The following is a 14,413-nucleotide window of genomic DNA, read 5'->3' as shown; positions in this document are numbered from 1 at the left end:
TAATTCCTAATCGTGCTGAGCTACGGCTTTTTCGGCGTTCCGCTGCTGAGTCCCGGCGCCAATGTCGCGCCCGTTACACTGCCGCCTGGGGCGAGCACCCCGAAGAGGAAACGCGCCCGCGTATCCACCGCCGCGAGAGCGGCGGCGCCATTCGCGACATCCGCGTTGACGTTGTTGCCGAACGCCGTGAGTTGGTCCGACGTCGCTCCGCGCTTGAGGAAGCTCGTTACGAGATCCGTTGCGCGAGGTAGCGGCACTTTGCTCGCGAGCAACTGTGCGAGAACCGCGAGCGGTGTGGCGACCGGATTTGAACCGCTCGCCGTTCGAACGGCGCGAAGTGATTCTCTGTCGGCGCCTGAGCCGAGGGCGTTGGCGCCGGCAGTGATGTCGTTCGCTGTTGCCGGAGCCAGGGCGTCGCGCGCCGCCGAGAGTCGTCCGGCAACCGCGCGCGCCGCGGCGACGATTCGCGTCGGCTCGGCGTGGGCTACGAGAACGGCGTACTGCACCTTGGCCACGATCGGATCGATCGGCAGCCCATTCTCTCGAGTCGTTTCGACTATCTTCGTGAGCTGTTCGTTCGCGTCGCGGTCGCCGGTCAACAATGGCTGCGCGCTCGGTGCTGCTTGTGCGGAAAGCCGTGCCGCAATGCCCAACAGCGCAACCGTCAAAGCGACGCGCTTCATGGGCGACTCACCATGCGAACAGAACCCTCGGTCCCGAGGTCCGGATCACGATCCTTTTGCGCGCGAGGATCGAGCACGAAGATCGAATCGTCGACCATAAAGCCATACATGTGCCGACCTGGAAGAATCGGCACGATTGCCGACCAGAACGCGCCGTCGGACGAACGGACCATTGGCGTGACCGACGGATTCCAGTTGTTGAAATCACCAACGACAGAAACGCGAGCGGCACGCGAACGCTCGAGCACGAATTGCTGAGGAATCGCGACGACATCCGACGCCTTCGAGGCAACGAAGCGCGACGTCGACTCCGTCGGATTCGACACGACCGGCGCCGCCGCCACTGCAGCCATTGGCTGCGGCACAGCACTCGGCTTCGACGTGAACGACCCACGCGCGACGAAACCAACGATCGCCGCGGCGGCTGCCATACCGACCGCACTCCACACACGAATCGAACGTCCGCGACGTGGCGTCACCTCGGCGGGCTCATCGGCGGGCGCGAGACGCGCGGCGGCGGCGGCCTGTACGACACGCCTTATTGCATCGTCGTTGACGGCTGGCATCCGACGAAGCTCGTCGGCAGCGCGTCGCACGATTGGATCGTCAGGCGTGTTCATTCGGCCTCCGTCGACAGCAGCGATCGCAACAGATCGCTCGCGCGCTTCACGCGCATTTTCAGCGCGGATTGTTTCACGCCTGTCATCCGTTCGATCTCGTCGTAACCGAACCCTTCTATGTAATGCAGCAAGAAAATCTCTCGATTGTAATCCGGAACTTTGGCGAGCGCGCGGCGAACCGCGTCTCCCCACTCATGATCGAACGACTGACCGGGGATGTCCGTCGACGGCACGCGCTCCAACGCGATTTCGTCGTCGACCACGCGTCCAGCTTCGCGATGGTGCACGGTGTTCGCCGTGCGGCAGCAGTTCCCGAGGATCTGAAAGAGCCACGACTCGAAGCGTTGGCGTTCTTCATACCGCGGCAGCGCCCGGTATAAACGAACGAACGTTTCTTGCACCATGTCCTCGGCGTCGTCGGCATTGCGCAGCATCGCGCGCGCAAACCGAAGGCACCTCGGATAGTACGCCTCTACGATCGATGTGAATGCGCTGATATCGCCGAGCTTGGCTCGGCTGATTGTTGTCGCATCCAGGACGATGGCGTGCGGGGGTACGGGTCGTTGCAAGAGAAGTCGCGTACTCGTTCCTCGACGGGGTTCTTAGAGCCCAACCTGGGTCGAGAAGCCAGGGTCACCCTGGGTCCACTTTCTGCAATTAAGGCCGCGGAAGATGAAAAAGCCACGAGCGTACTGTCGCTGTGGCGCTGGGAGGCTGGAGATGTCGACGGTGCAGGCTATCGAGGTAACGGGGGGCACCCAGAGCGAGGCGCGGGAACAGCGAGTGGTCCTACTTGCCGAGGACAATGATGACACTCGGCGCGTATATGGACTGATCCTGCGACACTACGGCTATCGGGTCGACGAGGCCACGAACGGCACGGACGCCGTTGAGTTGGCGCGGTCGAACCGACCTAACCTCGTGCTCATGGACATCGGTCTGCCTGGATTGGACGGCTGGCAGGCGAGCCGGATCCTGAAATCCGACCCCGCCACCAGCACGATCCCGCTCATCGCCTTCTCCGCGCACGTCGTCTCGACGGCGGATCTCGTGGGCAAGTCGAGCTTCGACGGCTTCATCCTCAAGCCAGTCAGCCCGACCGAGCTGGTCAGGCGTGTCGACGCATACCTCGCGCTGATCTCACACTAGCGGTCAGACGGCGTCGGACAGACTCGTAAAATTGAAGTCCTTCACCTTGATCGCCGGCATGACGACGTCGCCGCCCGATTCGGTGCCGGCAACGCGCACTGCGCGGCCGAGCGCTTCGAGGTTGTTGAGCATGAAGAGCGGCGATTCGTTGAAGCGCAGGTTTTTCACAGATTTCGAAACCTTGCCGTTTTCGATCAGAAACGTTCCGTCGCGCGTGAGACCCGTGAAGAGCACGGTGCGCGGATCGACTTGACGTAGATACCAGAGCCGCGTGACGAGAATTCCGCGCGGCGTCGACTTGATCAGGTCTTCAGTCGATTGCGTTCCGCCGGAGAACTTCACCGCGTTCGTGCCTGCGTCGGGCTGCTGCTTCTGCTTTTGCGCCCAGAAACGCGAGTACGTGAGCCGCTTGAGAATTCCGTTCTCGATCCATGCCACACGGTGCGCCGGAAGTCCCTGACCGTCGAAGGTATTGCTCAAGAGCTGCGGATCGCCCGGATCAGAGAAGAGCGTAACGCGTTCGTCCACGACCTTCTCGCCGATCTTTGTTCCCCCGCCCTGCTTGGAGAACGGACTGCGACCTTCGTCGGCCGAGCGCGCGTCGAGCGAGAACGCTAGCAGTTGCACGAGATCGCCGACGGCCTGCGGCTCGAGGATGACTGTGTAGCGACCCGGCTCAACGGCGACAGGATTGCGCGAGAGTCGCGCTCTATCGATTGCTGTTTTCGCCAACGCCTTCACGTCCACCTGCGACCAATCCGGATGGTCGGCGCCAACCCATGCCGAGCCAGTGCCGTCGGTGGTGCGAACGGTGAGCGTGTAGTTGGATGAGGTGCCGGATTGGTAGGCGAAGAGTCCTTTGCTGTTGCCCACTGCGCCGGCTCCAATGCCAGTGATCAGAAAACCGGCAGCCTTGAGATCACCTGCAGCTTTGCATGGTTCGATCGCGGCGCGCGCCGCTTCTGCGCGGCCGTCGGGGCCGAGGTTCGCAGTCGAATCGAAATACGATTTCACATTCTCATACGTCTGTGGCCCGAGCTCCGGCATTGCTTCGGGATCGTCGGGTGCGAGCTTGGCCAGCGCTTCCGATTGTCGCACTGCGCGCTCGAGGCCGGCGTCGGTGAAATCGTTCGTCGACACCACGGCGTGCTTCGGACCAAACGAGCTCTGTACGTTGACGTTCGCCGTCGCGATTCCGCCGGCGGTTGAAATACGATTGTCGGCGAAGCGGACGTTGGCGTTGTACCCGCCACCGACGTTCACCTGAATCGAGTCGGCTTTAGACATTTTCACGACGCGTTCAACCAGATTCTGCGCCTGTTCACGCGTCAGTACTCGGCTATCAGCTGCGCGCGTCATGACGTTCTCCCCGTGTTGATCACGTTGATGTTGCGGAAGCGAGCGGGCACGCAGCCGTGGCTCACCGCACCGATCTGACCGGGCTGACCTTTTCCGTCGAAGAAGCTGGCGCCCATCATGTAGCTCGACTTGCCGCCGATCATGTCCATGGAGTTCCAGAAATCCGTCGTCTTCATTTGATAGGCGACGTCTTTGAGCATTCCCGCGATCTTGCCGCCCTTGATCTCGTAGAACACCTGACCGCCGAACTGTGCGTTGTATCGTTGCTGATCGATCGAGAACGATCCGTCGCCAATGATGGCGATGCCGTTGTCGGTGGCGGCGATGAGATCTTCCCACTTACGGTCTTGCTGTCCGGGAAGCAGTGAGACGTTCGGCATGCGTTGGAACTGCACACTGCTCCAGTTGTCCGCGTTGCAGCAGCCGTGCGACTTCACCGGTTGGCCGATCTTTTTGTAGTACCACTCGAGCCACGGCGCCTGTTCGCGACTCGTTTGATAGTCGTGGAACATCCCGTTCTTGATGATCGGGAACGAATCGGCTTTGACGCCGTCGTCGTCCCAGCCGATTGTCGCGCAACCGCCTTCCTGCGTGCGGTCGCCCTGAATGTTCATGAACTCGGGGCCGTACTTGAGATTGCCAAGCACCTTTTCCGGAGGGGCGACGAAGCTCGTGCCCGCGTAGTTCGCCTCGTACCCCATGGCGCGATCCAGTTCAGTCGGATGCCCGATCGACTCGTGAATCGTGAGCCACAGGTGAGACGGATGCAGCACGAGATCGTACCGACCGACGTCGACGGGTTTGGCCTTGAGCTTTTCGGCGGCTTCCTCACCCCATTTCCGTGCGTTGCCTACCAGATCGGCCGCCACGATGAACTCCCAGCCGCGTCCCGTCGGCTGAACGACGTTGCCGCGCGATTGGAAATCACTGAAGTCGGCGGAAACCGCGGTCGCCGTGAACGGCACCCAACTGCGAATCACCGTCTGCGTGATGAACGAGCCGTCGGTGTTGGCGTAGTTGCGGTCTTCCTTGTTGAAGAACAGGAAGCTGTTCACGAACTTCACGTTCGCGACTTTCATCGCCTCCGTGTTCGCGTCGATCAACAGCTGAGCCTTCTGCTCGATTGGAATGGTGAACGGATCGATCTCGAATGCGCTCTTCCAGGTGGCATTCGGATACGCCTGCGCCGGAGCAAGCACGACAGGTGCCGCCCCTGGAATGCGGTTGGCCTTCGCGATCGCTGCTGCCTCGCGGGCGGCGGCGACAACACCGTCGCGTGTCAGCGTCTGCGACGCGGCAAATCCCCACGCGCCATTTACCAGCGCTCGGATCCCTATACCGATGGAATCCGTATCGCCAACCTGCACGATCTGCTTTTCTCGAGTGCCGACGAAATTCTGACGATACCGGCCAATTCGCGCGTCCGACCACGACGCGCCGGCCGCCTTCGCCGCGGTGAGCGCATCCATGAGTAGTTCCTTAATCGGCAACTCCTCGAACGAGCTAACACCTCGAGGATAGACCGGTGGCGCAGTCAACGCCGACGCGAAACCGGGGTGGATCGCCGAACCAACAGCAGCCATTGCCGCCGCGGCACCGGTCTTCTTCAGAAAGTCTCGCCTGCTGGTCATGAGAGCATGCCGGTTGAGGAGAAAGGCCTCACAGCAAAATGCATGAGCATTCCGACTGCGCGCACAGTTCAGTGCGCGAAGTGCAAACTGGCCGTGCACTCGCGGTTACTGCAACTCTCGACGGCATATCCTGGTGTTTGGGATATGTACGGGTAGAATGGTCCAGTAGCTTTCGAGAAGCCGACATCTGCGCGCCAACCATCGCCACGAGTATTCGTGAACGCTCTTCTGGCCCCGCGACCTCCTCGCGTGCGAGTGCCAACGACTTTCATCGTCGTCGCGCTACTCATGTACGCTGTCGACGGCGCGCTCGTCCATTCGCCGCAATTTCTTTCGCGACCAAACTTCATCGCACCAGCCGCGAGCTTCGATCTTACGATCGGCGTCACACTCGCGTACTGGTTGATCGTGGTAAGACGCAAACTCGCTGCACCGCGCACCCTGTTGCCGGTGTTCATTGCGAGTGTCGTGTTGGCGGCGCTCATCCTTCCGCCCGGCTATCGCGACTTCGTGCAGTACATCCGCTACCTCGGCATTCCGTTCGAGATAGCAGCGATCGCGTTCGTCGTGCTTGGCGTCCGTCGGACGCAGCGCTCGCTCGCCGCTGCAGGCACCGAACTCGACACACCCGAGCGGATCCATTTCGTCGTCTCGGGATCTGGGCTGCAACCGCGAATCGCCGAAGTATTCGCGACAGAAATGTCGATGTTCTATTTCGCCCTTGGATCGTGGAGGCGTGGCCCGTTCGTGCCGCGCAACGCGAGCGGATTCAGCTATCATCGAAAGAACGGATACGCGGGACTGCTCTACGCGCTCGTGCCACTCACGATCGTCGAGTGTATCGTCGTCGACCTCATCGTTCGCGTCCGTCATAACGCCGCCGCGAACATTCTGATCGTCGCCAGCTTCTTCGCGACAATCTGGCTCCTTGGCCTCGCTCGGTCGGTTCAGCTGCGCCCCATCATCGTGACGCCGACCGACATCCAAGTCCGCAACGGCCTGCTGTGGCGCGTCGATGTTCCACGCTCGATCATCGAAGGAATTGAATTCGGCAAAATGGCGGCGCCGCACAAACGCACCGCAGGCTACTTGCGTGGTGCGCCGGGGAATCCGAACGCGATGATCACGTTTCGTGCGGCACTAAGGGCTCACGGGCCGTATGGACGCACGCGCGACATCACGCGAATTGGGCTGTCCGTCGACGACCTCGATGGTTTTCGTCGGGCACTCTCGGGGACATAGCTGAGGCTGCCGTTTTGGGCGCGTCGGTGTGATTGACGCGCGGCCATCGGAGGTATTATCTTCCATCCGGATATACGGATATATATGGCCGCCCCGCAGCAAACCGTCCTCGACCGCCTCACCGCGCTCGCCGAACCGACCCGAAGCAGAATCCTGTTACTGCTTGACAGGAATGAGCTTACGGTCGGTGAACTGTGCGCGGTCTTGCAGCTTCCGCAGTCCACCGTCAGCCGGCACCTCAAGCTGTTGGCGGACGACGGCTGGCTCGTCGCGCGAGGCGAGGGTACGACCCGATTCTATAAGATGATGGTCGCCCAGCTCGAACCGGCTACGCGCGACCTGTGGACCGTCGTCCGCGACCAGTTCGCGAGCACCCCCGTCGCCGCACAGGACGGACGACGAGCCGATGGCGTTCTCGCCAAACGGCGCGACAAGGCCCAGATCTTCTTCCTGAATTCGGCCGACGCCTGGGACAGGATGCGCGCGGAAATGATCGGTGCGCGCACCGATCTCCTCGCACTCCTCGATCTGCTCGACGAGACGTGGGTCATCGGAGACCTCGGCTGCGGCGCGGGCCACATCTCGGACGCTCTCGCTCCGTGCGTGGGCCAGGTCATCGCTGTAGACGAGTCGGGCCCAATGCTTGCGGCCGCGAAGTCGCGCCTCGAGAACCACACCAACGTCGAACTTCGCACTGGAACGATCGAAGCACTCCCGATCGACGACGGCGTACTCGACGCGGCAGTGTTGTTTCTCGTCGCGCATTTCATCACCGATCCGGCCAAGGTCATGCGAGAAATTCGTCGCGTGCTCAAACCGGGCGGTCGATTGCTCATCGTCGATCTGATGTCGCACGATCGCGTCGAGTACATCGTGCAGTTGGGGCACGTGTGGCAGGGCTTCGACGCCGATCAAATGAAGGATTGGCTCGGGAACGCGGGTTTTGTCGGCTGTCGATACCGTCCGCTTCCTGCCGATCCAGAAGCAAAGGGTCCGACGCTGTTTGTCGCGACAGGCCGAAAGCACGACAGATAACAAACGTTCGCAATCTTCGCTTTTCAGTTTTCACGTAGTCAGATCGTCACGCACTCACGCAAAAGGATTCACTCTCATGGGCGTCGCCGAGTTGGTCGAACACAAGAAACCGTCTACCGATCGTCCGCCGTTCAAGGTCGCCGATCTCTCGCTCGCCGAATTCGGGCGCAAGGAAATCCGTCTCGCCGAGCAGGAAATGCCCGGCCTGATGTCGATCCGCGAGGAGTACAAGGGCAAGGCGCCGCTCAAGGGTGCGCGCATCATGGGCTCGCTGCACATGACGGTGCAGACGGCCGTCCTCATCGAAACACTCGTCGACCTTGGCGCCGACGTGCGCTGGGTGTCGTGCAACATTTTCTCGACGCAGGATCACGCTGCCGCGGCGGTCGCGGTTGGTCGCACTGGTACTGTCGACAATCCCAAGGGCACGCCTGTGTTTGCGTGGAAGGGCGAGACGCTCGAGGAGTACTGGTGGTGCACGGAGCAGGCGCTGATGTGGCCCGACGGCGCGGGTCCGAACATGCTGCTCGACGACGGCGGCGACGCCACTCTGCTCGTACATCGCGGCGCCGAGTATGAGAAGGCTGGAAAGATCCCGGCATTCGATCCGGCGAATGATCCCGAGGAATGGGGCGTCATTCTCGACCTGATCAACGCAGAAGCGAAGAAAAACCCCGGCCGTTGGACGAAGGTGTCCGCGGACATCAAGGGCGTGACCGAAGAGACGACGACGGGCGTGCATCGCCTGTACGAGATGATGAAGGCCGGGACCCTGCTCTTCCCGGCAATCAACGTCAACGACTCGGTGACGAAGTCGAAGTTCGACAACATCTACGGCTGCCGTCACTCTGTGATCGACGGTCTGAATCGCGCCACCGACGTCATGATCGCCGGCAAGCTCGCCGTCGTCTTCGGCTTTGGCGAAGTGGGCAAGGGCTGCGCGCAGGCGCTACGCGGTCAGGGTGCACGCGTCGTGATCACCGAGATCGATCCGATCTGCGCGCTCCAAGCATGCATGGAAGGCTACCAGGTCGTCACGGTCGAAGACGTGCTTTCGACGGCCGACATCTTCATCACGGCAACCGGCAACTTCAACATCATCACTGCCGAGCACATGACGAAGATGAAGGACAAGGCGATCGTGGCGAACATCGGCCACTTCGACAACGAGATCGATATGGCCGGCCTCAAGAAAGTGCCGGGCGTGAAGCGCGTGAACATCAAGCCGCAATACGACGAGTGGGTGTTCGCCGATGGCCACTCGGTGATGATTCTCGCTGAGGGACGCCTGATGAACCTCGGCTGCGCTACCGGCCACCCGAGCTTCGTCATGTCGTCAAGCTTCACCAATCAGGTGATGGCGCAGATCGAATTGTTCGGAAACCCAACGAAGTACGAGAAGAAGGTGTACGTACTTCCGAAGTGGCTGGACGAAAAGGTTGCTCGCCTGCACCTCGGCAAACTCGGTGCGCGACTGACGACGCTGTCGAAGGATCAGGCGTCGTACATCGGAGTTCCGGTGGAAGGACCGTACAAGCCGGACCACTACCGCTACTAGCAGGTTCGCGACTGGCTGCCAGCGCCATGGGCAGCCAGTCGCGCTGTTAGAGTTCCCTGATCGCCGTCTCGAATGCTTCGACGAGCAGGTCGGCATCGCCGGCGTCGAATGGCATTGGCGGGCGGATCTTGACGACATTGTGAAACGGACCGTCGGTGCCGACGAGAATTCCCTGTTCCCGCATCCGGTTCGACACAAAGCTCGCCTCCGCGTCTGCGGGCTCGAGCGTTTCGCGATCTCGCACCAACTCCACACCAAGGAAGAGCCCGGAGCCGCGCACGTCGCCGACGATTGGATAGCGATCGATCATCGGGCGGAGAGCGTTCAGGAGTCGATCTCCGACCACTCGCGCGTGCTCTTTCAGCCCCTCGTCGCGCAGCACGTCGAGTACAGCGATGCCAACGGCGCAGGAAACCGTGTTGCCGCCAAAGGTGCTGAAGTACTCCATTCCGTTGTCGAACGCGTCGGCAATCGCGCGCGTCGTTGCGACCGCGCCAATCGGGTGACCGTTGCCGAGCGGTTTTCCCATGACGACAATGTCAGGAACAACGCCCTGGTCTTCGAACGCCCAGTAGCTCGTTCCCATCCGGCCGAGTCCCGTCTGAACTTCGTCGGCGATGCACAGTCCGCCGCCGCGACGCACATGCTCGTAGACGTGCGCGAGATATCCCGGCGGCAGGATGAGCTGACCGCCGACACTCGGACACGTCTCGGCGATGAACGCCGCGATGCGCCGGTTCTGGCCTCGCAGCTTGGTAACGATGTCGCCAACGTGCGCTGCGTACTTCTCACCAGCGCGCGCGTCATCGCGCTTGAACGGACCGCGATAGTCGTCGGGAAGTGGCGCGACTTGCACCCAATCGGGGGTGCCAGTACCGCCCGGACCGGCGTGTTTATACGGGCTGATGTCGACCAACGACGTCGTGTTGCCGTGATACGCGGCGTCGAGGACGACCATGTCGCGGCCGCCCGTGTACGCTCGAGAGAGTCGCAACGCGAGCTCGTTCGCTTCACTAGCTGAGTTCACGAAATAGCAAACATCGAGCGGCGCCGGCATCGTGGCGAGCAGCCGCTCGGCGTACGTATTCAACAGGTCGTTCAGGTAACGCGTGTTCGTGTTCAGTACGCGCATTTGCGCTGCGCCCGCTTCCACGACGCGCGGATGACAGTGGCCGACGTGCGGCACATTGTTGTACGCATCGACAAAGGTGCGACCCTCATCGTCGTACAGATACTGTTTCCAGCCGCGCACGATCTTGACCGGCTCACGATACGCGATGCTGAGATTGTGTCCGAGCCGCGCGGTTCGCGTTGCCAACGTCGTAGCTTTCGACGGCGTCTCACTCGGAAATCGATTCGCCGGCACGCGCGCGAGCAGATTTGGATCGGGGCAAATCGCCAACCATGCTGCGCGTTGCGATGGCCGTGCGACTCCAGGAAAGTCGGTTCCTAGACCGAGGAGATCGGTGATGACCTGAAGGTGAAGGTGCGGAGTCCAGCCGCCGTTAACCTCCGCCGCGCCAAGCGATGCAAACGCTTCGCCCGCTCTTACCACCCGTCCGACTTGTGCAGTGGCAAGCGATTCGCGACTCAGATGCCCGTACAGCGTGAAGAACTCTGTCCCATCATCGGTCTCGTGGCGCAGGATGATGACTGGCCCGTAGTCCTGGAGTTGCGCATTGTCGTTGAATGCGTGGATGACACCAGGCAACGGTGCGAACACCGGTGTTCCGGCCTCCGCGAACAGATCGAGACCGATATGGATCGTTCGGTGCTCGGACGTCGATCGCTCGCCAGTCGCAAAGGCAGGAGCGACATATAGCAGCCGCGGTTCGTCGTACCGACCGACTGACACCTTCACACCAGCACGCGCCATCTCGGCGAAGACTCGCTCGGTCAACGGCGGTTCGGTATTCTCGCGCCAATCGCCCGACACCAGCGGACTGGCGACGCTCAGATCCAGAACGATCGTTGGCTCGCTCGCCAAGTCGAAGCCGACGACTGGCGCGACGGCGCGCGTCGATGCGAGGTATTCGCGAACTCGGTCGCCGACTGATGACGGCGTCTTTCCGGCCGCCGCTCGAAACGTCGCTTCAGCTATGCCAAATGGAATCGCCGCGAGCACCGGAAGCGTGCGACGAATCGCCTGTTGGCTCACGCTGAGATATTCGTTGTCGGGCCGCTGCGCCTGCTGATCGGCAGCGATGCAGACACTCACACACAAGCGGAGTAGCACGAGACCGAACAGCGCGGCCAGCTCGTTGTCGTCGAGTGTGTTTTGCGCGCAGTACCCGCGCACCATCGACGACGCAACGGCGAGTGGATCCTCGCGATCGAGAACGGCATAGGCAATCGCGATCGCGAGCTCACCGACGTTGTAGCTGTACACCATGTCGCCGAAGTCCACGATGCCGGCAACGACCTGGCCGCGCGCCCACAGGTCATCGCCGCCGTCGACCAACACGTTGTGGTCGTTCAAATCGCCGTGGACGATTGTACGTTTCAACTCCGCGAGCAACGGCACAGTGTGACGATCGACCTCGGCGACTACACGGTCGACTGTCGCGCCAAGAACGGCATCTTTGATCAGGAGACGCTTGGCCCTGACAACGGCGCGACCGTTCGCGAGATCCCAGTAGAAATCGCGATGAAAGCCGGGGTGATCAAAATCAGCCAACTCGCGACGTAACGCGCCAACCTGACGGCCGAAGTCTTCGTCGAGCTGCGGCGAACGCCGCGCAACCGACGCCATCGGCGTTCCGTCGATCCACGTGATCGCCCACACATAATGCCGCTTTCCATCGACGCCGATTGTCTCGGCGAGCGCTCGGCCGTTGACGGTCGACAGGACTCGCGGTGTGATGTCGAGGCGCTGCGCGAGGTGAGTGATCGCTCGCTGCTGCGCCTCGAGAATGACGCGATCCTCCGCAGCGTTCGCGACCTTGAGCACCATCTTGGAGCCGCCGGCGCCATCGATGAGGAAGTTCTGATCGCGCTCGCTGGTTAGTGCGCTGGCGCGGCCATCGACGCCAAAATGCTCTCGCGCCAACTGCTCGGCGGCCGCGAGGTCGAATTGTGGGCTTTGATCGAGCATTACGCCGAAGTGAACCGGTGGGTCGAACGCGAACCTCAATGCTACCTGGTGCGGAGCCGCGTTCAACCCCGCGGCTCGGTACGCGCTTCCTTTGGCACTCGCCCTTCGCGCACGGCGGTCCATTCATCGCCGTGCTTCACGACCTGATACGCCCGCTCGAAACGCAGGGTCTGCGACGGCTCGGAGCCCTTGATGTCGTAGTTCTGGAAGTATGCGTACACCTGAACGGAATCCGCACGCAGAGCGAATACGGGGGAAAAACGAACGATGTACCCGGGACGCGCCGCCGTACAGACAGGCACACCCGGCGATCCTCGCAACGGCGGCTCACACGATCCGCGAGTCACACTATCCGTTGCCAGAGCCGCGGCGACCGACGTCGGAACTCGGCCGTCAGCGGCGAGACCTGCGACCCGCGGAAGGAATCGAGAATCCAACAGGAGCGAGAGCGATTCGTCGACGTCGAATGCGCCGTGCACCGCGGCCCGATAGATCTGCGCCTGCGCCGCTGGCGAAAGCGACGCGATGCTCAGACCACGCCCGCGCACAGTGCTCGAGTCGTCGCCCCTACACCCAATGGCTGTCCAAACGGCGAACGCGTGGAGCACATGTCGCGGCAAAAATCGCATGACGAACCATACGCGGCCAGCCGCAACGACGGCAAACCGATCGACGCCTCAGCTCGTCGCGACCGCTCGATCGGATTTGCGCCAAAACTGAAAAACGACCACGCCAAGAAGCAGGATGGCCACACCAATACCCGCGCTCTGTGGACGATGGACCACGGTCACCGCGGAGACGGCCCAACACGCGGCCACGAATACGATCGTCGTCACCGGATGCCCCGGAACGCGCGGTCGATCCTCGACCTCACCACCCACGCGCCGCTCACGCGCTCTAAAAATGAGCAGCGATGCGCCCGTGAGGCCGAAGAAGAGGACGTCGATCGCCTCGACGTAGTTGAGGATCTGGTCGTACTTGCCGGTGAGCGCGATGACGGCGGCCCAAACACCTTGCAACACGATCGCGACGACGGGCACGCGAGTGCGCGCATTGAGCGTTCCGACAGCGGAGAAGAACACACCGTCGCGCGCCATGGCGTAGTACACGCGCGGCGCCGTGAGAATGCTCTGGCTCAAGAAACCGACGGTCGACACGGCAATGCCGAGCGCGATCAGCCGAGCGCCGCGATCACCTAGAGCTCGGCGCATGACTTCCGACGCCGGCGTATGAGTTTGCGCCAGCCCGTCGACGCCGAGCACGCGAAGACACACGTACGTGACTGCGAGATAGAGAACGATTACGCCAATCACGCCAATCAGTAGCCCGCGCGGCAGATCACGTCGCGGATCGCGCATTTCGCCGCTCACGAAACTGGCCGTCTGCCAGCCGCCGTAGGCGAAGAGCACCGGCACCATCGCGGTCGCGAGCCCAAGAGACCCACCGGTTTCACCAGGAACTGCAGCGGCCATGGTCGGCGCCGGCGTCACCATGATGTAGCCCACGCCAATGAGCATCGCGATCGCAGCCAACTTCGTGATCATCAGCGCGCTCTGAAGATTGCTGCCCGCGCGGACGCCGAGACAGTTCACGAGGGTAAGAATCCCGAGCGTCACCCCCGCGATGAGTTGCTCGGACACACCCAGTCCAGTCAACTCGCGGAAGTACCTCCCGCAGATGATCGCTGCGCCTGCCATGCCGCCCGTCTGCACCACGAGCAGCAGTGTCCAGCCATATAGAAAAGCGACGATCGGGTGATACGCATCGCGCAGGTACGCATACTGGCCGCCAACCCGGGGCCTGAGCGCAGCTAGCTCCGCATACACGAACGCGCCGATCAGCGCGATGACGCCGCCAATCACCCACGCACCGAGTACGAGCCCCGGGGTGTGGACATCGCGCGCCACATTGCTCGGGTTGACGAAGATGCCCGCGCCGATGATCCCGCCCATCACGATCATCGTCGCGTCGAACGGGCCGAGGCGGCGAGCGAGCGTTGGTTCCTGTGAGGTTGAACTCATGGCCTAACCATACGAAACCAA

General features: G+C 61.9%; 12 protein-coding genes. 4 read left to right on the top strand and 8 right to left on the bottom strand.

Features of this window, described 5'->3' with window-relative positions; all coding sequences use genetic code 11:
* Positions 1-20: 20 nt before the first annotated feature.
* Genes AC6H4Z_RS02190 through AC6H4Z_RS02180 form a run of 3 tightly spaced genes read right to left on the bottom strand, consistent with a single transcriptional unit; the run spans position 21 to position 1,872 of the window.
* Positions 21-683: a hypothetical protein gene (locus AC6H4Z_RS02190; protein ID WP_497545097.1), complete on the bottom strand. Its 663-nt coding sequence runs from the start codon at positions 681-683 to the stop codon at positions 21-23.
* Complete coding sequence (locus AC6H4Z_RS02185) at positions 680-1,303, bottom strand: early set domain-containing protein (RefSeq protein WP_497545096.1); 624 nt, start codon at positions 1,301-1,303, stop codon at positions 680-682. Before AC6H4Z_RS02185 ends, AC6H4Z_RS02190 begins: the two co-directional genes overlap by 4 nt.
* Positions 1,300-1,872 (bottom strand): RNA polymerase sigma factor, encoded by a 573-nt coding sequence (locus AC6H4Z_RS02180; RefSeq protein ID WP_497545095.1) that lies wholly within the window; start codon positions 1,870-1,872, stop codon positions 1,300-1,302. The genes AC6H4Z_RS02185 and AC6H4Z_RS02180 overlap by 4 nt, the downstream gene beginning before the upstream one ends.
* A gap of 151 nt (positions 1,873-2,023) precedes the next feature.
* On the opposite strand from AC6H4Z_RS02180, the gene AC6H4Z_RS02175 reads away from it, so the two are divergent.
* Entirely contained in the window at positions 2,024-2,452 is a 429-nt protein-coding gene (locus tag AC6H4Z_RS02175; RefSeq protein WP_497545094.1) for a response regulator, read from the top strand.
* Between the two features lie 3 nt (positions 2,453-2,455).
* Here the strand turns inward: AC6H4Z_RS02175 and AC6H4Z_RS02170 are convergent, their stop codons facing one another.
* Both AC6H4Z_RS02170 and AC6H4Z_RS02165 read right to left on the bottom strand, forming a co-directional pair.
* The gene (locus AC6H4Z_RS02170; protein WP_497545093.1) at positions 2,456-3,811 is read right to left on the bottom strand and encodes a TldD/PmbA family protein; all 1,356 of its coding nucleotides are present in this window, start codon (positions 3,809-3,811) and stop codon (positions 2,456-2,458) included.
* Positions 3,808-5,442 carry a TldD/PmbA family protein gene (locus AC6H4Z_RS02165; RefSeq protein ID WP_497545092.1) on the bottom strand — a complete coding sequence of 545 codons (1,635 nt, stop codon included), beginning with the start codon at positions 5,440-5,442 and terminating at the stop codon, positions 3,808-3,810. The genes AC6H4Z_RS02170 and AC6H4Z_RS02165 overlap by 4 nt, the downstream gene beginning before the upstream one ends.
* Positions 5,443-5,697: 255 nt before the next feature.
* Between AC6H4Z_RS02165 and AC6H4Z_RS02160 the strand changes: the two genes are divergently transcribed.
* The 3 genes from AC6H4Z_RS02160 (at position 5,698) to ahcY (ending at position 9,277) form a co-directional block, all read left to right on the top strand.
* On the top strand, positions 5,698-6,684 hold the full coding sequence (locus AC6H4Z_RS02160) for a hypothetical protein (RefSeq protein WP_497545091.1): 987 nt from the start codon (positions 5,698-5,700) through the stop codon (positions 6,682-6,684).
* Between the two features lie 84 nt (positions 6,685-6,768).
* Entirely contained in the window at positions 6,769-7,719 is a 951-nt protein-coding gene (locus AC6H4Z_RS02155; RefSeq protein ID WP_497545090.1) for an ArsR/SmtB family transcription factor, read from the top strand.
* A gap of 76 nt (positions 7,720-7,795) precedes the next feature.
* The gene (ahcY, locus tag AC6H4Z_RS02150) at positions 7,796-9,277 is read left to right on the top strand and encodes an adenosylhomocysteinase (protein ID WP_497545089.1); all 1,482 of its coding nucleotides are present in this window, start codon (positions 7,796-7,798) and stop codon (positions 9,275-9,277) included.
* Between the two features lie 46 nt (positions 9,278-9,323).
* On the opposite strand, the gene AC6H4Z_RS02145 is transcribed toward ahcY, so the two are convergent.
* The 3 genes from AC6H4Z_RS02145 to AC6H4Z_RS02135 all read right to left on the bottom strand — a co-directional run bounded on the left by AC6H4Z_RS02145 (position 9,324) and on the right by AC6H4Z_RS02135 (position 14,392).
* The gene (locus AC6H4Z_RS02145; RefSeq protein ID WP_497545088.1) at positions 9,324-12,371 is read right to left on the bottom strand and encodes an aminotransferase class III-fold pyridoxal phosphate-dependent enzyme; all 3,048 of its coding nucleotides are present in this window, start codon (positions 12,369-12,371) and stop codon (positions 9,324-9,326) included.
* 62 nt (positions 12,372-12,433) lie between these two features.
* Positions 12,434-13,000 (bottom strand): hypothetical protein, encoded by a 567-nt coding sequence (locus AC6H4Z_RS02140; protein WP_497545087.1) that lies wholly within the window; start codon positions 12,998-13,000, stop codon positions 12,434-12,436.
* 48 nt (positions 13,001-13,048) lie between these two features.
* The gene (locus AC6H4Z_RS02135; protein ID WP_497545086.1) at positions 13,049-14,392 is read right to left on the bottom strand and encodes an APC family permease; all 1,344 of its coding nucleotides are present in this window, start codon (positions 14,390-14,392) and stop codon (positions 13,049-13,051) included.
* Positions 14,393-14,413: the final 21 nt, after the last annotated feature.

The organism is Leucogemmata humicola, from assembly GCF_055379415.1.
This window is presented reverse-complemented; position numbering and strand designations above follow the sequence as displayed.